This is a genomic window from Roseovarius sp. A46, from assembly GCF_004126395.1.
Classification (GTDB): domain Bacteria; phylum Pseudomonadota; class Alphaproteobacteria; order Rhodobacterales; family Rhodobacteraceae; genus Roseovarius; species Roseovarius nitratireducens.
The window spans coordinates 17,005-37,225 of sequence record NZ_PVWS01000018.1 but is presented as its reverse complement, the minus strand read 5'-3'; the positions used below and the strand labels follow the sequence as shown (position 1 = coordinate 37,225).

22 protein-coding genes are annotated in these 20,221 nt (G+C 66.7%); 11 read left to right on the top strand and 11 right to left on the bottom strand.

The window, feature by feature from the left end; all coding sequences use genetic code 11:
• Window positions 1-195 precede the first annotated feature (195 nt).
• From C6W92_RS10925 to C6W92_RS10915, 3 genes are all read left to right on the top strand, one after another.
• The gene (locus tag C6W92_RS10925; RefSeq protein WP_129433015.1) at window positions 196-1,374 is read left to right on the top strand and encodes an aminotransferase class I/II-fold pyridoxal phosphate-dependent enzyme; all 1,179 of its coding nucleotides are present in this window, start codon (window positions 196-198) and stop codon (window positions 1,372-1,374) included.
• A 17-nt stretch (window positions 1,375-1,391) separates the two neighbouring features.
• Window positions 1,392-4,271: a DNA translocase FtsK gene (locus tag C6W92_RS10920; RefSeq protein WP_129433080.1), complete on the top strand. Its 2,880-nt coding sequence runs from the start codon at window positions 1,392-1,394 to the stop codon at window positions 4,269-4,271.
• Between the two features lie 77 nt (window positions 4,272-4,348).
• A complete protein-coding gene (locus tag C6W92_RS10915) occupies window positions 4,349-4,954 on the top strand; it encodes an outer membrane lipoprotein carrier protein LolA (RefSeq protein WP_129433013.1) in 606 nt (201 codons plus the stop codon).
• A gap of 19 nt (window positions 4,955-4,973) precedes the next feature.
• Here C6W92_RS10915 and C6W92_RS10910 read toward each other — a convergent pair whose 3' ends face one another.
• Window positions 4,974-5,570, bottom strand: a complete 597-nt coding sequence (locus C6W92_RS10910; protein WP_129433011.1) for a lytic transglycosylase — start codon at window positions 5,568-5,570, stop codon at window positions 4,974-4,976.
• A 185-nt stretch (window positions 5,571-5,755) separates the two neighbouring features.
• On the opposite strand from C6W92_RS10910, the gene hspQ reads away from it, so the two are divergent.
• The gene (gene hspQ / locus C6W92_RS10905; RefSeq protein WP_104019936.1) at window positions 5,756-6,082 is read left to right on the top strand and encodes a heat shock protein HspQ; all 327 of its coding nucleotides are present in this window, start codon (window positions 5,756-5,758) and stop codon (window positions 6,080-6,082) included.
• 28 nt (window positions 6,083-6,110) lie between these two features.
• On the opposite strand, the gene C6W92_RS10900 is transcribed toward hspQ, so the two are convergent.
• The 3 genes from C6W92_RS10900 to C6W92_RS10890 form a co-directional block, all read right to left on the bottom strand.
• The gene (locus tag C6W92_RS10900; protein WP_129433009.1) at window positions 6,111-7,688 is read right to left on the bottom strand and encodes a gamma-glutamyltransferase family protein; all 1,578 of its coding nucleotides are present in this window, start codon (window positions 7,686-7,688) and stop codon (window positions 6,111-6,113) included.
• A 257-nt stretch (window positions 7,689-7,945) separates the two neighbouring features.
• The gene (locus C6W92_RS10895) at window positions 7,946-8,365 is read right to left on the bottom strand and encodes an ATP-binding protein (RefSeq protein WP_164989216.1); all 420 of its coding nucleotides are present in this window, start codon (window positions 8,363-8,365) and stop codon (window positions 7,946-7,948) included.
• Between the two features lie 66 nt (window positions 8,366-8,431).
• Window positions 8,432-8,770, bottom strand: coding sequence for an STAS domain-containing protein (locus C6W92_RS10890; protein WP_129433005.1), 339 nt, complete (start codon window positions 8,768-8,770; stop codon window positions 8,432-8,434).
• A 97-nt stretch (window positions 8,771-8,867) separates the two neighbouring features.
• Here C6W92_RS10890 and C6W92_RS10885 point away from each other — a divergent pair, with 97 nt between their 5' ends.
• On the top strand, window positions 8,868-10,040 hold the full coding sequence (locus C6W92_RS10885) for an acetyl-CoA C-acyltransferase (protein WP_129433003.1): 1,173 nt from the start codon (window positions 8,868-8,870) through the stop codon (window positions 10,038-10,040).
• Here C6W92_RS10885 and C6W92_RS10880 read toward each other — a convergent pair.
• Window positions 10,037-10,498, bottom strand: a complete 462-nt coding sequence (locus tag C6W92_RS10880; RefSeq protein ID WP_129433001.1) for a GNAT family N-acetyltransferase — start codon at window positions 10,496-10,498, stop codon at window positions 10,037-10,039. The two genes, C6W92_RS10885 and C6W92_RS10880, sit on opposite strands and share 4 nt — an antisense overlap.
• Window positions 10,499-10,614: 116 nt before the next feature.
• On the opposite strand from C6W92_RS10880, the gene C6W92_RS10875 reads away from it, so the two are divergent.
• Window positions 10,615-11,076, top strand: a complete 462-nt coding sequence (locus C6W92_RS10875; protein WP_129432999.1) for a GAF domain-containing protein — start codon at window positions 10,615-10,617, stop codon at window positions 11,074-11,076.
• Here the strand turns inward: C6W92_RS10875 and C6W92_RS10870 are convergent.
• A complete protein-coding gene (locus tag C6W92_RS10870) occupies window positions 11,009-11,644 on the bottom strand; it encodes a TIGR04282 family arsenosugar biosynthesis glycosyltransferase (protein WP_129432997.1) in 636 nt (211 codons plus the stop codon). The two genes, C6W92_RS10875 and C6W92_RS10870, sit on opposite strands and share 68 nt — an antisense overlap.
• Window positions 11,641-12,792, bottom strand: coding sequence for a succinyl-diaminopimelate desuccinylase (dapE, locus tag C6W92_RS10865; RefSeq protein ID WP_129432995.1), 1,152 nt, complete (start codon window positions 12,790-12,792; stop codon window positions 11,641-11,643). Before dapE ends, C6W92_RS10870 begins: the two co-directional genes overlap by 4 nt.
• A gap of 288 nt (window positions 12,793-13,080) precedes the next feature.
• Here dapE and C6W92_RS10860 point away from each other — a divergent pair, with 288 nt between their 5' ends.
• Window positions 13,081-14,661 (top strand): Hint domain-containing protein, encoded by a 1,581-nt coding sequence (locus C6W92_RS10860; protein ID WP_129432993.1) that lies wholly within the window; start codon window positions 13,081-13,083, stop codon window positions 14,659-14,661.
• Window position 14,662: 1 nt separating this feature from the next.
• On the top strand, window positions 14,663-15,754 hold the full coding sequence (locus tag C6W92_RS10855; protein ID WP_129432991.1) for a Hint domain-containing protein: 1,092 nt from the start codon (window positions 14,663-14,665) through the stop codon (window positions 15,752-15,754).
• Window positions 15,755-15,930: 176 nt separating this feature from the next.
• Here the strand turns inward: C6W92_RS10855 and C6W92_RS10850 are convergent, their stop codons facing one another.
• Entirely contained in the window at window positions 15,931-16,632 is a 702-nt protein-coding gene (locus C6W92_RS10850) for a response regulator (RefSeq protein ID WP_129432989.1), read from the bottom strand.
• A gap of 154 nt (window positions 16,633-16,786) precedes the next feature.
• Here C6W92_RS10850 and mce point away from each other — a divergent pair, with 154 nt between their 5' ends.
• Both mce and C6W92_RS10840 read left to right on the top strand, forming a co-directional pair.
• Window positions 16,787-17,191, top strand: coding sequence for a methylmalonyl-CoA epimerase (mce, locus tag C6W92_RS10845; protein ID WP_129432987.1), 405 nt, complete (start codon window positions 16,787-16,789; stop codon window positions 17,189-17,191).
• Complete coding sequence (locus C6W92_RS10840) at window positions 17,191-17,472, top strand: DUF1467 family protein (RefSeq protein WP_104019883.1); 282 nt, start codon at window positions 17,191-17,193, stop codon at window positions 17,470-17,472. Before mce ends, C6W92_RS10840 begins: the two co-directional genes overlap by 1 nt.
• Here the strand turns inward: C6W92_RS10840 and C6W92_RS10835 are convergent.
• Both C6W92_RS10835 and C6W92_RS10830 read right to left on the bottom strand, forming a co-directional pair.
• Window positions 17,441-18,145 carry an EI24 domain-containing protein gene (locus tag C6W92_RS10835; RefSeq protein WP_129432985.1) on the bottom strand — a complete coding sequence of 235 codons (705 nt, stop codon included), beginning with the start codon at window positions 18,143-18,145 and terminating at the stop codon, window positions 17,441-17,443. The genes C6W92_RS10840 and C6W92_RS10835 overlap by 32 nt on opposite strands.
• Window positions 18,142-18,720: a nitroreductase gene (locus C6W92_RS10830; protein ID WP_129432983.1), complete on the bottom strand. Its 579-nt coding sequence runs from the start codon at window positions 18,718-18,720 to the stop codon at window positions 18,142-18,144. The genes C6W92_RS10835 and C6W92_RS10830 overlap by 4 nt, the downstream gene beginning before the upstream one ends.
• 135 nt (window positions 18,721-18,855) lie before the next feature.
• Between C6W92_RS10830 and C6W92_RS10825 the strand changes: the two genes are divergently transcribed.
• On the top strand, window positions 18,856-19,299 hold the full coding sequence (locus tag C6W92_RS10825) for an NUDIX hydrolase (RefSeq protein ID WP_129432981.1): 444 nt from the start codon (window positions 18,856-18,858) through the stop codon (window positions 19,297-19,299).
• On the opposite strand, the gene C6W92_RS10820 is transcribed toward C6W92_RS10825, so the two are convergent.
• Entirely contained in the window at window positions 19,289-20,137 is an 849-nt protein-coding gene (locus C6W92_RS10820) for a DMT family transporter (RefSeq protein ID WP_129432979.1), read from the bottom strand. The two genes, C6W92_RS10825 and C6W92_RS10820, sit on opposite strands and share 11 nt — an antisense overlap.
• Window positions 20,138-20,221: the final 84 nt, after the last annotated feature.

Genomic DNA, 20,221 nt, shown 5'->3' with positions numbered 1-20,221 from the left:
GCCGATGCGCCTCGCCGCACTATAGGGCGCGGCAGAAGCCTTGGCCATCGCTGCGTGCGGCTGTGGCTGTGCGCAAATGCCACAATTCGCCTGTCAAGCCATTGGTTTTTCTGGACCTGAACCCGTGGACTGGAGTAGATTCATTGAAAATGGGGATAAAATGCCCCGCATTCGAGGCAGCAGAGCAGATATCCGATGTATCCCGAGCGGTTTTCGAACCTACCGGCCTATGCGTTCCCGCGCCTGCGGGCGCTGCTCGACGCGCATGCGCCGGGCGGCGAGGTCGTGCACATGACCATCGGCGAGCCGAAACACGCCTTTCCGGAGTGGATCACAGAGGAGATCGCGGCCAATGCGGCGGGCTTCGGGCAGTATCCCGTGAACGAGGGAATGCCCGCGCTGCTGGAGGCTGCCGCCGACTGGCTGGAGCGGCGCTATGGCGTGCAGGCCGATCCCGAGACGCGGCTGATGGCGCTCAATGGCACGCGGGAGGGGCTGTATAATGCCATGATGGCGCTCTGCCCTGAAACGAAGCGGGGCAGGCAACCCGCGGTTCTGGTGCCCAACCCATTCTACCAGGTCTACATGGTCGCGGCGCTGAGCGTGGCGGCGGAGCCGGTGTTTCTCAACGCCACCGCCGAGACGGGCTACCTGCCGGATTTCGCCTCGGTGCCGCCGGAGGTGCTCGACCGGGTGACGGTGGCCTACCTTTGCTCGCCGTCCAATCCGCATGGCGCGGTGGCCTCTCGGGAGTATTGGGCGCAAGTGATCGGGCTGGCCGAGAAGCACGATTTTCGCATCTTCGCCGATGAATGCTATTCCGAGATCTACCGCGACGGCCCGCCACCGGGCGTGTTGGAGGTGGCAGAAGAGATGGGGGCCGATCCCGAGCGGATCGTCGCGTTTCACAGCCTGTCGAAGCGGTCGAACGTGCCGGGGCTGCGCTCGGGCTTCGTGGCAGCGGGACCCGAGAGCATCCGTCGCGTGCGGCAGTTGCGTAACTACGCCGGTGCGCCCTTGCCTATGCCGTTGCAGCACGCGGCGGCAAGGCTCTGGGCGGATGAGGTGCATGTGGTGGAGAATCGCCGCCTTTACGCGCGAAAATACGCACGCGCCGACGAGATCATGGCGGGCGTGCCCGGCTATCGCCCGCCGGAGGCCGGTTTCTTCCTGTGGCTGCCGGTGGCGGATGGCGAGGCGGCAGCACTGCGGCTGTGGCGCGAGACGGGGGTGCGGGTGCTGCCCGGGGCCTACCTCGCGCAGGAGGCGGGCGGGGTGAACCCCGGAAAGGGATTCGTGCGGGTGGCGATGGTGGCCCCCGAGGACGAGATGGCGCACGGGCTGAGCCGCCTGCGCGGCTGTCTCTACGGATGAGCGGAGACGAGGACGAGATGGCATACCAGACACGTGGGCGCGAGCCGCTTATCGACAGCACTGTGGCACAGGCCCTGGGCAAGCGCGGTAGGGAACTGATCGGTCTCATGCTGCTGGGCTTCGCGGTGGTCGTCGGGGCGACCGTGTATTCATACACTCCCACAGATCCGAGCTGGATGGCGGCGACCGACGGGCCGGTCGACAACCTGCTAGGCGCGCCCGGGGCGTCGGTCGCGGCCCCGCTCTACATGATCATCGGCCTTGGGGCCTGGGGGCTGGTGATCCTGCCACTTGTCTGGGGGGCGCGGCTCGTGATGCATCTGGGTGGCGAGCGCGCGCCCGGTCGACTCATCTTCGCGCCGGTCTGGGTGGCGATTCTGTCGCTCTACTGCGCGACGCTGGCCCCGTCCGAAACCTGGGCCGCGCATCACAGCTTTGGCCTTGGCGGGTTGTTCGGTGACACGGTCCTGGGTACGCTGCTGGGCCTCCTTCCGGTCGGGCCGGGGCTGGGTCTGCGGCTCTCGACGCTGGGGCTGGGCGCGCTGGTACTAGCCGCAGGTTCCTTCGTGCTGGGCTTTGATGGGGGCGAGCTGCGGCGGATTGGGCGGTTCCTCGTGCTTGGATCGGTGCTGACCTACGCGGGGCTGCGGGCCATGGCCGCGCGTGGCATTAGCGGCCTCGTCGGCGCCGGTCAGGCTGTGCGAGCCCGCCGCGCGGAGGCCGCGGCGCAGGCGCAGGAGAATCGGGTGGAGGCCGCCCCGCAAGCCGGGCAGGCTCAGGCTGCGGCCCGCGTGCGCCGCGCCGAGCCAACCCTTGGCGGTACCGCCACCGCCGCCGCAACGGAAAAATCCGGTGGGCTACTGGCGCGGATGCCCGGCTTGTTACGCAGGCCCGAGGCGATGCCCGAACCAGAGCTTGTAGAGCGCGAGGCCGGGGCCGAGGCGGCCGATGCCCCGCCCGAAGACCGCATTCGCGCGCGCATCGCAGACGTGATCCGTACACGCATGCGGAAGAATCCGGCGGTGCAGGTGGAATCGGTCGCGCCGCTGACCATGGGCCGCGGTCGCGGGCCCGACCCGCTGCTCCTGAACGGCGCACCTCATGCACCGCTGCCGCCCGAGCCGCCGCTCACGGCGCGCGAGGCCACCGGTCTGACTATGCCGCCCGCGCCCGAAGAGGAAACCACGCTCGTCGAGCCGGACATGCCGGAGATGGGTATGTCCGAGATGGACGCTACGCCGGGTTCGGCGGAGCGTCCGCGCATCCCCGTGCCCGAGCCGCGCAAAGTGGTGCAACACCCGCCGCGCAAGGCTCCGCAGCCCTCGGCGCGCGCTATGGCCGAGGCGCAGCCTGCGCTGCCCTTTGCCGCCGAGGCACCGGATTACGAACTGCCGCCGCTGTCGCTTCTGACCGATCCGGCGACCGTGCAGCGCCATCACCTGAGCGACGACGCGCTGGAGGAAAACGCGCGGATGCTGGAGAACGTGCTCGACGACTACGGCGTCAAGGGCGAGATCGTTAGCGTGCGCCCCGGACCCGTGGTCACCATGTACGAATTGGAGCCCGCGCCGGGCCTCAAGGCGAGCCGGGTAATCGGGCTCGCCGATGACATCGCGCGGTCGATGGCGGCGCTGTCGGCGCGGGTTTCGACGGTGCCGGGGCGGTCGGTGATCGGGATCGAACTGCCCAATGACAACCGTGAGATGGTCAATTTCCGCGAGATATTGTCGAGCCGCGCCTATGGCGACGGTCATCAGAAGCTGCCGCTGGCACTTGGCAAGGATATCGGCGGCGATCCGATGGTCGCCAACCTCTCCAAGATGCCGCACCTCCTGATTGCTGGCACCACCGGCTCGGGCAAGTCCGTGGCGATCAATACGATGATTCTGAGCCTGCTCTACAAGCTCACGCCCGATGAATGCCGGCTCATCATGATCGACCCCAAGATGCTGGAGCTGAGCGTCTATGACGGTATCCCGCACCTCCTGAGCCCCGTCGTCACCGACCCCAAGAAGGCCGTGGTGGCGCTCAAATGGGTGGTGGCCGAGATGGAGGACCGCTATCGCAAGATGTCCAAGATGGGGGTGCGCAACATCGACGGCTACAACGCCCGCGTGGACGAGGCGCTGAAGAAGGGAGAGATGTTCAGCCGCACGGTGCAGACGGGCTTTGACGACGAGACCGGCGAGCCGGTTTTCGAGACGGAAGAGTTCGCGCCCGAGCGGATACCCTATATCGTGGTGATCGTCGACGAGATGGCCGACTTGATGATGGTGGCGGGCAAGGAGATCGAGGCCTGCATCCAGCGCCTGGCGCAGATGGCGCGGGCAAGCGGAATCCACCTCATCATGGCCACGCAGCGCCCCTCGGTCGATGTGATCACCGGCACGATCAAGGCCAATTTTCCCACAAGAATCAGCTTTCAGGTGACGTCGAAGATCGACAGCCGCACCATCCTGGGCGAGCAGGGGGCCGAGCAACTTCTGGGCATGGGCGATATGCTCTACATGGCCGGGGGCGGGCGGATCACCCGTTGTCACGCGCCTTTTGTCAGCGACGAGGAGGTGGAGGAGGTCGTGAGCCACCTCAAGGCCTATGGCCCGCCGGAATACGTGGGCAGCGTGTTGCAGGGCCCCGATGACGATACGGCCGATTCCATCGACGCCAAGCTGGGGCTTGCCACTGGCGGCAATACCGACGGCGAAGACGCGCTCTATGATCAGGCGGTGGCGATCGTGGCGCGCGACCGCAAATGCTCGACCTCGTATATCCAGCGCAAGCTGGCTATTGGCTATAACAAGGCTGCGCGGCTGGTGGAGCAGATGGAAGACGAGGGCGTGGTCAGCGCCGCCAACCATGTGGGCAAGCGCGAGGTGTTGGTGCCTGAGCCGCAATAGGCAGGCTGCCGCCAGCGCGCGCAGAAATTCCGCCCCGCGCAGGTGTAATCCGGCGCGGGGCCGCTTATCTGGAGGGCATGAGACAGTTGCGTATCCTGATGGTTCCCGTCCTCTGGGCGGCGATGGCGCTGCCGGCGGCGGCGGAGAAGCTCTCGCTGGGTGAGATTTCATCCTATCTCAACGGTCTGCGGACCGCAGAAGGGCAATTCACGCAGGTGAACGAGGATGGCTCGATCAGCACCGGGCGCATCCTGCTCAAGCGCCCGGGGCGCGTGCGCTTCGAGTATGACCCGCCCGAGGAGGCACTGGTAGTGGCCGATGGCGACACGGTGGGCATCGTCGATCCACGCTCAAACGAGAAGCAGGGCTACCCGCTCCACCGTACGCCGCTCAAGATCATCCTCGCGCGCAATGTCGATCTCACGCGCGAGCGCATGGTTGTGGGTCATGCAAGCGACGGGGTGACCACCACCGTGCGCGCGCAGGATCCCGCTCATCCGGAATACGGCAGCATCGATCTCGTCTTTACCGCCGATCCGGTGGAGTTGCGCCAATGGGTCATCAACGATGCCAATGGCGGCAGCACCACAGTGATCCTGGGTGACCTGAAGCGCGACGTGCGCCTGGCCGACGAGCAATTTGTCATCCCCGGCACCAGCGATACGCCGCGCATCCAGCCCTGAACGCGCGCCGCCCGCGCCCTCAGACGAGGCCGCGCCCGGCACGGCATGCCGACATCTGCGCGCGGTAACGCTGGGCCCGTGCGTCGACCTCGGCGGCGACGCGCAAGAGCCACGGCTTGGAATTGTGGTTGCCGCGGGAAAACCCGGTGCGTCCCTCGTGATAGGCGAGATACTGGCTGCGCGCGTCGGCGCGCGAAATCCCTAGCCTCTCGGAGGACTTGGCCATGTACCAGCCGATGAAATCCGCCGAATCGAAGATATCCGTGCGCCGCGCGCCCCAGCGCCCTGCATCGCGCTTGTATTCTTCCCACGTCCCGTCGAGCGCCTGGCTGTATCCATAGGCGGAACTTATCCGCCCCCGAGGAATCACGCCGAGCGTCCAGCGATAGGGCGTGCGCGCGTCGCTGATGAACTTGCTCTCCTGGTAGATCGTTGCCATCTGCACATGCGCGGGGATTCCCCAACGGCGCGCGGACGCCTGAAAGGCGCGGGCGTACTCGGGCCGCTCGCCCAGGATGGCGCAGGCATTGTCGAGATTGCGCGGTGCCTCGCCGTAGCCGCCGCCACAGGACGCCAGCACCAAGAGCGCCAGAAGCGCACCGAAAATCCTGCTCATCTGCCTCTCGCTTTCGATTTGACGTTTTTTGTCAATGTAGCCGAATTGCGCATCCGGGGGAATCCCGAATTCCCCGTGCCCAAGGCCTGTCGCACGGTCGTCCACAGACTGTTTCCGGCTCGTTTCGGCGCATGGTTGGACAAAGCCCGCTTGCAGCGGTAAATATCTGTGTTAGGGCAATGGCGATGATCAAGACTCAGGCGAAATACGCGCTCGGACAGGTGGTTCGGCACAAGAAGCATCCCTTTCGGGGGGTGATCTTTGACGTGGATCCGGAATTCTCGAATACCGAGGAATGGTATGCCGCTATCCCCGAGGATAGCCGCCCGTCGCGCGAGCAACCCTTCTACCACCTGCTCGCCGAGAACGATCAGAGCTATTACGTGGCCTATGTGAGCGAGCAGAACCTCGTCGCTGACTATTCCGGCGAGCCGGTGGACCATCCCGACATCCCCGACCTGTTCGGGCCGTTCGAGGACGGATACTACCCGTTGCATTTCCAGCTGAATTGAGGCGCGGGCGGTATATCCGCCCTATCGCTCAGTATCCCAGCGCGCAGCCGTCCTTTCGCGCGTCGCTGCCGCCCTCGAGCACTCCGCTGTCATGGATGCGGATCGCCTGCGCTCCGCCCAACGGCTCGCGCGGGACGATTACCTCGTGCCCGAGATCAGCGAGCGCCTGCGCCACGCCCGGCGCGTGCCCGCGCTCGAGCTTGAGGCCGGTGGGATCGGCAAAGGCGCGCGGCGCGTCGATGGCGGCCTGCACGTCCATGCCGAAATCCACCATGTTGGACACCAGCCGCGCGTGGCCCGCGGGCTGATAGCCGCCACCCATTACGCCGAAGGGCATGGTCACGCGCCCGTTCTCGGCCAGCATGGCGGGGATGATCGTGTGCATCGGGCGCTTGCCGCCCGCCATCTCGTTGGGGTGGCCAGCCTCGAGCGAGAAGCCCGCACCGCGATTCTGCAGCAGGATGCCGAATTTCTCCGACGCGATGCCGGACCCGAAGCCGTGGAAGATCGAGTAGATGAATGACACTGCCATGCGGTCGCGATCAACCACGGTGATGTAGACGGTGTCGCGGTGCACGGCCTCCGTCAGCGGTGCAGCGGCCGGCATGGCGCGGCGCGGGTCGATCAGCGCGGCGAGGCGCGCGGCGGTCTCGGGGGCGAGCATGTGGTCGAGCCGCGCGGTATGATCGGGATCGGCGATGAACCGGTTGCGCGCGTCATAGGCGAGCTTGGTGGCCTCGGCCTCGATATGGATGCGCTCGGCACTACCCAGATCCATCGCCGCGATGTCGAAATGGCGCAGGATGTTGAGCAACAGGATCGCCGTCGCGCCCTGCCCGTTGGGCGGGTGCTCGACCAGCGTCGTGCCCTTGTAATCACCGTTCACCGGGTCGGAATAATTGCTGGCGGCGGCCGCGAAATCTTCTTGCGTGTGGACCCCGTCCAGCGCGTGGAGCGCGGCGAGCATGTCGTCGGCCACCTCGCCCTCGTAGAAGGCGGCGCGCCCGTCACGGGCGATGCGGCGCAGCACCTCGGCCTGACCCGGGGCATGAAAGATATCGCCGGTCGCCAGCGGTTGCCCGGCTTTCATGTAATGCGTCATCGCGTGCCCCTGAAGCGCTTTGCCCGCCACTGGCCAGTCGAAAGCCACGCGCGGCGCGACCGGCACGCCCTCCTCGGCATAGTGGATCGCTGGGGCGAGCAGCGTGTCGAGCCCGAGACGACCGTGATCCGCGCTCAGTCGGCAGAATGCGTCGATGGCACAGGGAACGGTGACGGCATGGGGGCTATGGAGCGGCACGCTGGTGTTGCCTTGAGCGCGCAGCGCGGCGGCCGAGGCCGCGGCGGGCGCGCGCCCGGAGCCGTTGAGCCCGCGGACGCGCGGTTCGCCGGGGTTGGTGAAGAGTACAAAGCAGTCGCCGCCGATCCCGGTCATCTGCGGCTCGCAGATGCCCAGCAGCACGGCGCCGGCAATGGCGGCATCCATCGCGTTGCCGCCGCGTTCGAGAATGTCTATGGCGGTGCGCGCCGCGAGCGGGTGCGAGGTCGCGCACATGCCGTTGGCCGCATAGGTGCCCGAGCGCCCTGGAAGATGGAAGTCGCGCATGGTCTGCCTCCCCGATTTTGCGATTCGGACGCACCCTAGGATGGGTCGCGAAGAATGCCAATGCCGTGTCGGGAGAGTGAAGACCTCGACGTCGCGCACTGGGTGGGGGCAATGACACGCGACGCCGAGGGAAGCCATATGAAGCTACCCTGCCCTTGTCCGATCCGCGTGCGGCGGCAGTTGGGTCTGAATAAGGTGATATTGAGACGGACACACGCGACAGTTGCGCAGGGTTGGGGCGTCAGCGATACCCGCCGTCAGGTTCCGGCAGATCGAAACACAGCGTAAGTCGGTTGGTGTCGACCTCGCGCGCGTAGTGCACGTCGCGCGTCAGGCTGCGGATCAGAAACCAGCCAAATCCACCCTCGGGAAGCGCATCCGCGCGAGCGCCCATATCCGGCGGGCAGGTGCGGCGCTGGCAGCGCCGCGCCCTGATCGCTTAGCGTGCAAGTGAGGCTGTCGGGGGCGAGCACGGCGTGCAGGCCGATCTCGCCTGCACCCGCACCGGTATAGGCATGTTCCACGATGTTATTGAGGGCTTCGGCGAGCACGATTTCCACCGTGCTGCACGCGGCCTCCGTTAGTCCGTGCTCACGGAGCCGCGCGCGCATGTCGACCAGCAGGGCGCGCACCGACATCTCGTCGGCCACCGCGTTCATGTGGAACCCCGCGCTCATGCGCTGGTTCGGTCCCGGTGCCGCGCGGGCGCGCATTGTGCTGCCGCCCCCGCCGCACCGCACCGCTCAGCCCGCGTCACGCTGCGTCGCGCCATCGACGCGGTCGTGGATGACAAAGACGGTGTCCATCCGTGTCAGCCGAAAGACCTTGGCCACGTCCGGTGTCATCCCTGCGAGATCGAGCCGCCGCCCCTGTCCCATTTGCTTCATCGCGGCGACGATGGCACCGAGTCCGCTGGAATCGACGAAATCCACGTTCGACAGATCGAGCACGACGTGGTCTGGGCCGTCGGCGGTAACTGCGCGCATGGCGTCCTTGAAGCGGATGGCGGCGGCGGCGTCGATCCGCGCCTCCGTGACGGAGACGGTCTTGAACCCATCATGGCAGGTTTCGTGCAGTTCCATCGTTCCTCCGGTACGCTACGTAGTATTACACGGGAGGCTAGACCCGATTCCTTTCCATCCGGTAAGCACGGGTCGGGGTTCCCAAGGAGGAGTGACAATGCGTGAAGTTGTGATCGCCGGTGCGGCGCGCACGCCGATGGGCGGATTTCAGGGCGATTTCGACGGGGTGCCTGCCGCCGAACTGGGAGGCACCGCGATCCGGGCCGCCCTGGCTGGGGCCGGAATAGAGACCGTGGACGAGGTGCTCATGGGCTGCGTGCTGCCGGCAGGGCAGGGGCAGGCTCCGGCGCGGCAGGCGGGCTTTGCCGGGGGCTTGGGCCAGGAGGTGCCTGCCACAACGCTCAACAAGATGTGCGGTTCGGGGATGAAGGCGGCGATGATGGCCTTTGACCAGATCGCCCTCGGTCACGCCGAAACCATGATCGCGGGTGGCATGGAATCTATGTCTTGCGCACCTTACCTGCTGCCCAAGATGCGCGGTGGCGCGCGGATCGGGCACGCGCAGGTGGTAGATCACATGTTTCTCGATGGGCTCGAGGACGCCTATGACAAGGGCCGCCTGATGGGGACCTTTGCCGAGGACTGCGCCGAAAAGTTCCAGTTTACCCGCGAGGCACAGGACGAGTACGCCATAGGCTCGCTGCAAGGAGCGCTCGACGCGCAGAAATCCGGCGCCTTCGAAGGCGAGATCACTCCGGTAACGCTCAAGACCCGAAAGGGCGAGGTGGTGATCTCCGCCGACGAACAGCCCGCCAAGGCGCGGCCCGACAAGATCCCGCAGCTCAAGCCGGCGTTCCGCGAGGGCGGCACGGTGACGGCCGCCAATTCCTCCTCGATCAGCGACGGAGCGGCGGCGTTGGTGCTTGCCTCGGCGGAGTCGGCGGAGTCGCAGGGTTTGAACGTTCGCGCGCGCATCCTCGGTCACGCGAGCCACGCGCAGGCGCCGGGCTGGTTCACCACCGCGCCGGTGCCGGCGGCGCAGAAGCTGCTCAAGCGCCTGGGCTGGGGCGTCGAGGATGTGGATCTGTGGGAGGTCAACGAGGCGTTTGCCGTGGTGCCGATGGCGTTCATGCACGAGATGGGGCTGCCGCGCGAGCGGGTCAACGTCAACGGCGGGGCCTGCGCGCTGGGCCATCCGATCGGGGCTTCGGGTGCGCGGATCATGGTGACGCTGCTGAATGCGCTGGAAACGCGGGGGCTGAAGCGCGGCGTGGCCGCCATCTGCATCGGTGGGGGCGAGGGCACGGCCATCGCCATCGAGCGCGCCTAACCGTCCAGATCGCGCCGCATCGTGGCCATGCCGCCGCGGCGCGACAGTTCCTCGTATCCTGCCTTGCGGTAGAGGTTGAGCGCCACTTCGTTCTCCAACTCGACCTTGAGCGTTATCGACAGCGCGCCGAGGTCCTGCGCCGCCTCCTCGGCGAGTCGGGCCAGTTCCTCACCCGTGCCGCCCCTCATCCGTTCCTCGACGAAGACGTAGGTCAGGTGCCGCACCTCCGGGCCGATGCCCACGCGCAGCGCGAAGAAGCCCACCTCGCGCCCGTCCTCGTCGAGCAGGTAGAAGGTCTCATCGTCGCGCTCGCCCACCCATTTCATCGCCCATTCGCCCGGATCGAAGGGATGAGCGGCATGCGGATTGACGAGGGTCAGGTCGTCGGGATCGCTCAGAAGGCGGGCCAGCGGGGCAAGATCGCGGGTCACGTTGCGCTGGAGGGTCAGGCGGGGCATGGTCACTCCTTGGATGGGCATCGGTTCGGTTCTCGGGGCGCGGGCCTGCCACGGGAGAGGGCCGGGAAGCAACCGGGTCACTGGCGCCCTCGCGCGCGACATGGCATACCGCCGCAATGACCATAGATTACGACAGCATCATCAAGACCATCGCGGCGCTGACCGAGGGCGAGACGGACGCGGTCGCGCTCATGGCTACCCTGGTCTGCGAACTGCACCATGCCGATGACCGGTTCGACTGGACGGGCTTTTACCGCGTCACCGGGCCGGAAATGCTCAAGATCGGGCCCTACCAGGGCGGGCATGGCTGCCTGCAAATCCCGTTCTCGCGCGGGGTCTGCGGGGCGGCGGCGCGGACCGGCGACGTGCAGCTTGTCGATGACGTGGACGCCTTTCCCGGCCATATCGCCTGCGCTTCCTCGACCCGTTCGGAGATCGTGTTGCCGGTACGAGATGGGTCGGGGGATATCATCGCCGTGCTGGATATCGACAGCGATCGGCCCGCAGCCTTTACCGGGGCGGACGCGCAGGGGCTGGTGGAAATCTTGCGGCTGGTCTTTGGGCGGCTGCGGGGCTGAGGTCGCGGGCCTCATCCACGTCGCTCAGCGTATCGACGAGCGCCACACGGCATCGCCCCAAGCTTGCGACCGTATCGGCGCGGGCATGAGCACTCGACCATCGCACACCCTCGAACAGCCGGGCGGGCACCGTCGTCGTCCGCTTGAGCCCGATAAGCCAGTAGCCGCCATCCGGTGCCGGGCCGATCACCGCGTCATGCCCCCCGAGCGCGGCAAAGGCGCGGGCGATGTGTGGCCGGTCGATTCCGGGAATATCTGCGCCGACGATGCACACGGGCCCCGGCGGCAGGCTACGGAAGATGCGCCGCATCCGGTCCCCGAGATCGCCCTTGCCCTGGGGCATGCGCGGCAGGTGCGCGGGCCAGACGCGGCTCGCCAGCCCCTCCGCATCGGGGCTGACCGCCAGCACCAGTCGCCAGCGCGGGTCTTCCACCCGGCGCAGCAGGCGGGCGACCTGATGGCGGAACCACCAGGCGGCGGCGATCATCCCCAGCTCACGCCCCAGCCGTGTCTTGACGCGGCCCGGGTGCGGCTCCTTGACCATCACGACGAGGGATTGTCGCGTCATGTGAAGTAATCGCGTAAAATCTGTGTATAGATTGCCTTGAGTTGGTGTATCTGGTCAATCTCCACCCGCTCGTCCACCTGGTGCATGGTCTGGCCGACAAGGCCGAATTCCACCACCGGACAGTGATCCTTTACAAACCGCGCATCCGAGGTGCCGCCAGTGGTCGACAGCACTGGCGTGGCGCCTGTTTCCGCCTCGACCGCGCGTGCCACCAGATCGGAGAGCGGGCCGGGGGGCGTGAGGAACGACTCGCCCGAGACCTTGACCTGCATCTCGCCAGTGACGCCGAATTCAGCCGCCACTCGCCCGATCTCCGCCTGTATCCAGGCGATGAGGCTTGCACTGTCATGGGCGTCGTTGAAGCGGATATTGACCGTGGCGCGGCATTGGCCTGGGATCACGTTGGTGGCCGGGTTGCCGGTGTCGATGGTGACGACGGCCAGCGTCGAGGGGTCGAAATGCTCGGTGCCCTCGTCAAGTGTGTGCGAGGCCAGCCGGTCCATCAATCGGGCCATGGCGGGCAGGGGGTTCTTCGCCCGGTGCGGATAGGCGGAATGGCCCTGCACACCGGTGAGCGTGATCCAGGCCGAGAGCGAGCCGCGCCGCCCGATCTTGATCATCTCGCCCATGCGATCAGGGCAGGTGGGCTCGCCCACGATGCAGGCGCTCATGCGCTCGTCATTCTCGTCCATCCAGTCGAGCAGGGCGCGCGTGCCGTCCACGGCGTCCCCCTCCTCGTCGCCGGTGATGGCGAGGATAACCGCGCCGTCGGGTGGCGTCTCGACCACGAAATCCACAGCCGCGGCGACGAAGGCAGCGACGCCGGACTTCATGTCTGTCGCCCCGCGCCCCCAGAGCATCCCGTCCTTTTCCACCGCGCCGAACGGCGGCACCGACCACGCAGCCTCGTCGCCCACGGGGACCACATCGGTGTGCCCATTGAACCCGAACGACCGCTCCGCGCCCTTTGGCCCCCAGCGGGCGAACAGATTGGCGATCCCGCCGCGGTTCACGCGGGTGCAGGCAAAGCCCGCGCCGGTCAGGATATCATCCAGTAACCGCAACGCACCGCCCTCTTCGGGCGTAACCGAGGGGCAGCGAATGAGATCGGCGGTGAGGCGCGCGGGATCGAGAGGGGACGAAGACATGGCCGGACCTTTGCTTGCGATGCGCGTCGCCTAGCGCGGATCGCGCGTTGGTGCAAATGGCAAGACGAACGGATAAACCTTAACAATACGGGAAAGATTTGCTATCACTTGATAAAACAAAGACCGAGGCAGGTCGAGACGAGCGGAGACGGGGTTCGAAGATCCGGAAAACGGACGGGCGGACCCAGATTGGATAGACCGGCGGCACGTCATCCTGGCGATGCGTTGCGGCATTCTGGACACGTCAAAGCCGCGCATCCTGCCTCCCCTGAACGAGGTGGGCAGGACATGGTTGCAGGTGTAGAACTTCCGATTGATCGCAAGGCCTCCGACATGGAGATGGCCGAGACCATCTTCGGTGACGGGGTCACGATCCTCAGCGCGAATTACACCGGGGACCGTGATTCCTCGGGCATCTACACCGACGGCAACGCGATCTCTCCGGGCGTGGTGCCGGGCGATACGGGCGTGATGTTCTCGACCGGCGACCTGCGCGGTTTCACCAACGACAACCCGTTCCAGTCCAACCTGTCGAGTAGCGCCACGACCAACTCCAGCGGGCCGAACGGCGTGAGCGATTTCAACGCCGCCGCGGGCACGTTCACCTATGACGCCTCCTATCTCGACGTTACCTTCGTGCCCACCGGTAACGTGATGACGATGCAGTTTGTCTTTGCCTCGGAGGAATACCCCGAATTCGCATCGAGCGCGTTCCAGGATTTCTTTGGGGTCTGGGTCAATGGCGATCTGGTGCCGCTGTCTCTGGGGAATGGCGATATCGACCCGGGCAACATTAACGGAGGTACCAACGGGAACCTTTTCCAGGACAACACCTCCGACCAGTTCAACACCGAGATGGACGGGGTCACGCTCACCCTCTCGCTAACCATCCCCGTCAATGCGGGCGAGGAGAACGATATCCGCATCGGCATCGCCGATGTCGCCGACAGCAGCTACGATTCCACCGTGCTGATCGCGGCGGACAGTGCGCAGACCGCACTGGTGGCGCAGGATGACAGCGCCACGCTTTTTCCCGACGGATCGCGCGTCATCGATGTGCTGGGCAATGATGTCAACGACACCGGCGGCACGCTGACGATCACCCATCTCAATGGGCAGGCGGTGGCGGCAGGTGACGTGGTGACGCTGTCCTCGGGGCAGCAAATCCAGCTCAACGCCGATGGCACGGTAACGGCGATCGGCGATGGCGACACCGAGCAGTTTACCTTTACCTACGGGGTGGAGAGCAGCACCGGACCGTCCGATACCGGGTTTGTCACGGTCGATTCGGTGCCTTGCTTCGTCGCCGGAACGCGCATCCGCACGCCAGAGGGCGATGTGCCGGTTGAGGAATTGCAGCCCGGCGATCTGGTGCTCACCCGCGACCAAGGGGCGCAGCCACTGCGTTGGACCGGCAGCCGGACAGTGGCGGCGACGGGCGCGTTCGCGCCGATCCGCATCGCCGCAGACACGTTCGGGCGGCATGACGAGACGTGGCTTTCGCCGCTGCACAGGGTGCTGGTGCGCGATGCGCTGGCCGAGCTTTTGTTTGGTGAGAGCGAGGTGCTGGTTGCGGCGCGCGACCTGGTCAACGACCGAACGGTGCGTCGCGTCGCGGGGGGCGAGGTCACCTATGTTCACCTGATGTTCGACCGGCATCAGGTGATCTGGTCGGGCGGACTCGCTACCGAGAGTTTCCTGCCGGGGCCGCAGACGGCGCAGTGTTTCGAGGCCGGCATCGTCGCCGAGATATGCGCGCTCTTTCCCGAGATCGACCCGGCGACCGGGGCGGGCTACAGCCCGGCAGCGCGGCGCACGCTGCGGCCCTTCGAGGCGCGACTTCTGTTGCATCCGGGGCAGGCGGCCTGAGATGGGCTGGATCGCGCTGACCGGTCGCGATGGCGGGCAATTTGCCCCCCGCGGGATCGGCGATACGGGGCGTCAGGGGCCGCAAACCGCCGATCCGACCGCGCTGCTGCCGCGCGGCACGCTGCTTCTGGAGACACGCCCCGCGATCGGTCGGCGGCCGCAGACGCTCTTGTCCTTCGGGCGCACGCATCCGTGGAACGGTGGCTTCTCGCTGCAACTCTTGCCATCGGGCGGCGTGGCGCTTGTCGAGACGCAGGAGCGCGACGTCCGCCACGCCATCCTGCCGTTCCGGCCCGATGACCGCAGCGACAGCCTGCGCATCAGCTATAGCTGGGATGCCCCGGGGCGTTGGGGGCGGCTGTCGCTGGAACGGCCCGGGATCATCGGGGTGCGCAGCATCACCGTGCCGCCACCGCATCCCATGCCGCTAGCCGACCTGCGCACGGCGTTCACCGACCCACGGCAGCGGCATCTTGACCCGGAAGTTATCTTTGCGGCGCTCTCCGACGAGGTCGAGCCGGTCGGGCCGATGCCGGGGCTTGTGGGCGAGGTGCCTGTGCGCACCCCGGGGGGATATGTCGAAGCGGGACGGTTGCGGCGTGGCGATTGCGTGCGCGGCACCGGCGGGGCGGTGGTGCCGGTGCTGCACCGGCTGTGGCGCAGCGTGCCGTCAGCGGGCAGTTTTCGGCCCGTGCGGTTGCGCGCGCCATATTTCGGTCTGCGCGCCGATATCGTGGTTGCGCCGCATCAGAGGCTGGTCATCGGCGGCTCGGACGTGGAATACCTCTTCGGCTCGGAGGCGGTGCTGGTCGCGGCCTGTCACCTCGTCAACGGATCGGCCGCCGTCTATGCAGAGGCGGGGCCGCTCACCTGCTATCACGGGCTGGTGCTGCCGGAACACGAGGAGATCGAGGCCGTGGGGACGCGCACCGAGAGCCTGTACCTGGGGCGGATACGGCGCAAGCCCGAGATCGTGTCGATGAGCCTTCTGGCCGGGCTCAACCGCGCGCGCCTTCCCGAACATCCCCGCCCGCTCTGGCCGGTTTTGAAGTCATACGAGGCCACTGCGCTGGCGATGACGCGTGCGGCATGACAGCGGCATGAGGGGTGTGAGACGTCGTCGGAGACGATCTCCCTCGGAGGTGGATTTGACCTGGCGCAGTCGTACTATCCGGCGCTGAGCCGTGCGGGGGAGTGTCCTGAAGGTCCGCTCAAGGCCACAACTGACCGGGGGTCGACACCTCTCCCCTTGCGCCGCGCACCATCAGCTCAGAGCGCGGCCCGTTCGGCGAGCCGCCGGTCAATCAGACCCATGACATGGGCGAGGCAAGAGGTTGCGTCGGGGCCGGTGAGCCCTCTGGCCGCGCGGGCGAGCGTGCTGTCGCCCGCATCGCGCGCCACGCCAGAGAGGAACTGCGCGGCATAGCTCAGCGCCGCATCGTCGGGTTTGTCGCCGAGCAGGTCGCGCATCTGGTCAAGGTCGTCGCGATAGGCGAGAGGGTCCGGTGCGATGCGATCAGGTGCGAGCGCGCGCGGCCCCGGCGTGCCATGACCCGGCGGTAGATGCTGCAGGATTTCGGCCTGAAACAGATCAAGGCGGTCGAGCGGCTTGGCGAGGAACCCGTCCGCCCCCGACTCCCGCGCGGCCTCGGCCATGCCGGGTGTGCCGCTCATCGCCAGAATCGTGCCGATCCGCGGCCTAGCCTGTGCAAGCGAAGCCACGAGACCCAACCCCGACCCGTCAGGCAACCCGGCATCGACGAGGATGACCGAGGGGCGGTAGACCTGCAGGTGGCGCCACGCCGCCCCGAGGCTGTCGGCGCGGCGGATGCGCGCGCCGCTGCGCAGGCACATGATCCGCAGCGCCTCGGAGGCGAAGCGGCTGTCCTCCACCACGAGGACGGTCATGCCCAGAAGCGGGCGCGCGGTGCCCTGTGCGGGGCGGGGGGCGAGACTGTCGCGATCGCGCATGCTAGTGATCCCTTCTTGCTCCGTTTGCCGGAAGCATGGCCCGGCATTGGTGAACGTGTGGTTAATGGGCGGCTGCGGCGGCTCGTCCGCTTGCCAGCCGCGCCTATCATCCCCATAACGTGCCCCAGCCCCGGGACCACAGGAGAGCCAGGAAATGATCGGACGTCTCAACCATGTCGCCATCGCCGTGCCCGACCTCGAGGCCGCGAGCGCGCAGTACCGCGATGCGCTGGGTGCCAATGTCGGCGCACCGCAGGACGAGCCCGATCACGGCGTGACGGTTGTGTTCATCGAATTGCCTAACACCAAGATCGAGCTTCTTTATCCGCTCGGCGAGGACAGCCCGATCCAAGGCTTCCTCGACAAGAACCCCGCGGGCGGCATCCACCATGTCTGCTACGAGGTCGAGGACATCCTCGCCGCGCGCGACCAGCTCAAGGCCAGCGGTTTGCGAGTGCTGGGCGATGGTGAACCGAAGATCGGTGCCCACGGCAAGCCGGTGCTGTTCCTGCATCCCAAGGACATGAACGGCACCCTGACCGAGTTGGAGCAGGTCTGATGGGTATTACCTCGGCCATCGTGCTCTACGTGGTGATCTGGTTTCTGACCTTTTTTGTGGTGCTCCCGGTCCGCATCCAGACGCAGGGCGATCTGGGCCGCATCGTGCCCGGCACGCAGGCCGGATCGCCCGAGCATCATCACCTGAAGAAAAAGGCGTGGATCACCACCGGCATTGCCGCGATCCTGTGGGCGATTTGTGCATACGTGATCCTGTCGGGGATGATATCGGTGCGCGATATCGACTTGTTCAACCGGATGGGCCCGCCTTCCGCCGGATAGCGTGGTAGATATGGGTAAAGGTGGCGGCCCCGAGGATCGGGATCAGCAGGTTCACCACCGGCACCGAGAGTGGCATCGCCATCAGCACCCCCGCCGCCCAGATCGTCAGCCGGTTTTTCTTGCGAAGGCGGATCGCGGCGACGCGCCCTTCGCGGCGCATGGCGGCAAGGGTGAAATACTCCATCCCTAGCAAGTAGCCGTTGAGCCCCCAGAAGATGAACACCGCGAAGGGCGTGAAGATCGCGTAGAGGATCAGCGCCAGCGTGTTGGCGAGGATGATGACCCCAAGGAAATTGACGGTGTCCTTGAGCCCTTCGCCGAAAGAGGCGCCCGCCACCGGTGGCAGGCCGGGATAGTGGCGGTCCTCCACCGCCGCTGCCACCTCGTCGAGAAACATCGAGGTGATCGCCGAGGCCACCGGCACCATCAGGAACACAGACAGCACCATCATAAGGAACAACGACGCCCCGCTCAGCAAGTCGCCCAGCCATGTCACCTCGCCGATCACGGGCAGCACGGCGGTATCGCCCACCATCCCCTGAATGAGCCATATGACGGCGACATAGGCGGCGATCAGCACCGCGAGGGTGAGCCCTATCCCCAGAAGCAGCACCCGGCGGAAGCGTCGGTCGCCGATCTGGCCAAGTGTCTTGAGAAAGGCGGTGAAGATCATGCGTCCATCCAGGTGGTGAGGGCGTTGGTGTCGGGGCGCGGGCGTTCGGGCGGGGCAGCGGTTTCAGTGCCGATGTGGATGAAGCCGACGATCCGCTCCTCAGTCTCAAGCCCGAGTGCTTCGCGGGCAAAGGTAGTATCGTGGCTGGCCCAGCCGGTGAGCCAGTTGGCCCCCCAGCCCGCCGCGAGCGCCGCGTTCAGCAGCCCGTAGGCCACGCAGGCGGCGGAATGGCCCTGTTCGACGGCGGGCACCTTGTCGGAGGGCTTGGGCGAGAAGATCACTGCTACGGCGAGATGCGCGTCGGCGAATTGAGCGCGCTGTTTGTCGATATCGGCCGCGCTCTTCCCGAGCCGGTTGCCGCAGCTCTCCACGAGCCCGGCAATGCGCTCAAGTGCCGCGCGGTCGAGCACGATGAGCCGCCATGGCTCGAGCTTGCCATGATCGGGGCAGCGCAGCGCCATTTCGAGCAGCGGCCGCAGGGCTACGCGATCCGGTACCGGCAGGCCGAGTGTCTTGGCCGGACGCGACCGGCGGGTGCGCAGGAAGTCCAGCGCGGCGGTATCAGGGGCTGGCATCGGGCATCTCTCCGGTTGGGGTGCGGCGGTTACCGGCAAGATGTCGACAACCGAGCGCGCGTGGTCAACCCCTTGCTTGCGCGCCGCACGTCGCCTGCTAGTCTCCGGTGGCCCCGCAACCGGAGTGTCTGTATCATGCCCGAGCCCCGCTTGGCCGTGCGCGCCGTGATCGTCGAGGACGGGCGGCTATTGTTGGTCAACGCCTTCAGAGATGCCGCGAGCGCCCTGTGGTGCGCGCCCGGCGGCGGGGTCGAGACCCATGCCTCGCTGCCCGAGAACCTGATGCGCGAGGTGTACGAGGAAACGGGGTTGGTAATCTCGGTGGGTGCGCCTTGCCTCGTCAACGAGTTCCACGCGCCCGAGAGTGGCTTTCACCAGGTCGAGGTGTTCTTTCGCTGCCGTCTCGTCAGCGGGGCGCTCCGTGACGACTGGTGCGACCCCGAGGGCGTGGTGAGCCGTCGGTCCTGGGTCACGCGCGAGGAGATGGCGGCGCTTCGGGTCAAGCCCGACAGCCTTGCGCGGGTCGCCTTTGCACGGGGGATGGGCTACGATCCTTTGGAACGCCTCGTCAGCCCCTGAGTCGCAGCACCGAAACCGCTACGCCGCCCAGCACCAGTGCGCTGGCGAGCAGGGTTTGCAGTCCCATACTCTCTCCGAGGAAAATCATGCCACCCGCCACAGCGATCACCGGCACCGTCAGTTGCGCCACCGCGGCGACCGCCGAGTCGAGCCCCGGCAACACGCGATACCACAGCGCGTAGCCGAGGCCGGACGTGACCGCCCCCGACAGGATGGCGAGCGCAATGCCCTCGGTGCCGGCATGCGTGCCGGACGCGCCCGCAGGCAGGGCGAAGCCCACGACAAGCCCCAGCGGCGCGGCGAGGATGAAATTGGCCGCCGTGGCCTGAAGCGCATCGGGTTCGCGCCGTCCGGCCAGCGAGTAGAGGCCCCAGCCGACGCCCGCGGCGGCCATCGACAGGCCGTGCAGCACGCTGACCTGCGGTCCCGCTCCGGGCCAGAGCAGCCAGGTAAGGCCTGCAAAGGCCAGCGCCGCCCCGATCCAGCGGCGTGTCGGCGTGGCCTCGCCCGCGACGAGGCCGCCCGCGAACATGGTGATCTGCACCACGCCGAACAGGATGAGTGCGCCGAGCCCTGCATCGAGCGCGATATAGGCAGCGGAGAAGCCGTAGATATAGACGAGGAGCGCCAGCACGCCGATCGCCCGCCCCGCCCCGCCAAGCCTCAGCCCGCCGCGCAGGGCGATGCATAATCCCCCTAGCATCACTGCCCCTGCAATAAGCCGGATTGTGCCGAAGCTTGCCGCGTCAATGCTGCCGCCGGCAAGCGCCATGCGGTTCAGGACCGAATTGGCGGCGAAGGCGATCATGGTGAGCGAGGTCAGAAGGAAAAGGCGCATGGCTCCCCATAGCGCGCCGCGCGCCGGACGTATAGTCACGGATGGGTGTCCGGGCAACGGGGGCGCGCCGGGCTGTCTTGACCT

Coding starts and splice junctions, on each gene's coding strand:
- C6W92_RS10925 (WP_129433015.1), top strand. CDS start 196: ATGTATCCCGAGCGGTTTTCGAACCTACCGGCCTATGCGTTCCCGCGC.
- C6W92_RS10920 (WP_129433080.1), top strand. CDS start 1,392: ATGGCATACCAGACACGTGGGCGCGAGCCGCTTATCGACAGCACTGTG.
- C6W92_RS10915 (WP_129433013.1), top strand. CDS start 4,349: ATGAGACAGTTGCGTATCCTGATGGTTCCCGTCCTCTGGGCGGCGATG.
- C6W92_RS10910 (WP_129433011.1), bottom strand. CDS start 5,570: ATGAGCAGGATTTTCGGTGCGCTTCTGGCGCTCTTGGTGCTGGCGTCC.
- hspQ (WP_104019936.1), top strand. CDS start 5,756: ATGATCAAGACTCAGGCGAAATACGCGCTCGGACAGGTGGTTCGGCAC.
- C6W92_RS10900 (WP_129433009.1), bottom strand. CDS start 7,688: ATGCGCGACTTCCATCTTCCAGGGCGCTCGGGCACCTATGCGGCCAAC.
- C6W92_RS10895 (WP_164989216.1), bottom strand. CDS start 8,365: ATGAGCGCGGGGTTCCACATGAACGCGGTGGCCGACGAGATGTCGGTG.
- C6W92_RS10890 (WP_129433005.1), bottom strand. CDS start 8,770: ATGGAACTGCACGAAACCTGCCATGATGGGTTCAAGACCGTCTCCGTC.
- C6W92_RS10885 (WP_129433003.1), top strand. CDS start 8,868: ATGCGTGAAGTTGTGATCGCCGGTGCGGCGCGCACGCCGATGGGCGGA.
- C6W92_RS10880 (WP_129433001.1), bottom strand. CDS start 10,498: ATGCCCCGCCTGACCCTCCAGCGCAACGTGACCCGCGATCTTGCCCCG.
- C6W92_RS10875 (WP_129432999.1), top strand. CDS start 10,615: ATGACCATAGATTACGACAGCATCATCAAGACCATCGCGGCGCTGACC.
- C6W92_RS10870 (WP_129432997.1), bottom strand. CDS start 11,644: ATGACGCGACAATCCCTCGTCGTGATGGTCAAGGAGCCGCACCCGGGC.
- dapE (WP_129432995.1), bottom strand. CDS start 12,792: ATGTCTTCGTCCCCTCTCGATCCCGCGCGCCTCACCGCCGATCTCATT.
- C6W92_RS10860 (WP_129432993.1), top strand. CDS start 13,081: ATGGTTGCAGGTGTAGAACTTCCGATTGATCGCAAGGCCTCCGACATG.
- C6W92_RS10855 (WP_129432991.1), top strand. CDS start 14,663: ATGGGCTGGATCGCGCTGACCGGTCGCGATGGCGGGCAATTTGCCCCC.
- C6W92_RS10850 (WP_129432989.1), bottom strand. CDS start 16,632: ATGCGCGATCGCGACAGTCTCGCCCCCCGCCCCGCACAGGGCACCGCG.
- mce (WP_129432987.1), top strand. CDS start 16,787: ATGATCGGACGTCTCAACCATGTCGCCATCGCCGTGCCCGACCTCGAG.
- C6W92_RS10840 (WP_104019883.1), top strand. CDS start 17,191: ATGGGTATTACCTCGGCCATCGTGCTCTACGTGGTGATCTGGTTTCTG.
- C6W92_RS10835 (WP_129432985.1), bottom strand. CDS start 18,145: ATGATCTTCACCGCCTTTCTCAAGACACTTGGCCAGATCGGCGACCGA.
- C6W92_RS10830 (WP_129432983.1), bottom strand. CDS start 18,720: ATGCCAGCCCCTGATACCGCCGCGCTGGACTTCCTGCGCACCCGCCGG.
- C6W92_RS10825 (WP_129432981.1), top strand. CDS start 18,856: ATGCCCGAGCCCCGCTTGGCCGTGCGCGCCGTGATCGTCGAGGACGGG.
- C6W92_RS10820 (WP_129432979.1), bottom strand. CDS start 20,137: ATGCGCCTTTTCCTTCTGACCTCGCTCACCATGATCGCCTTCGCCGCC.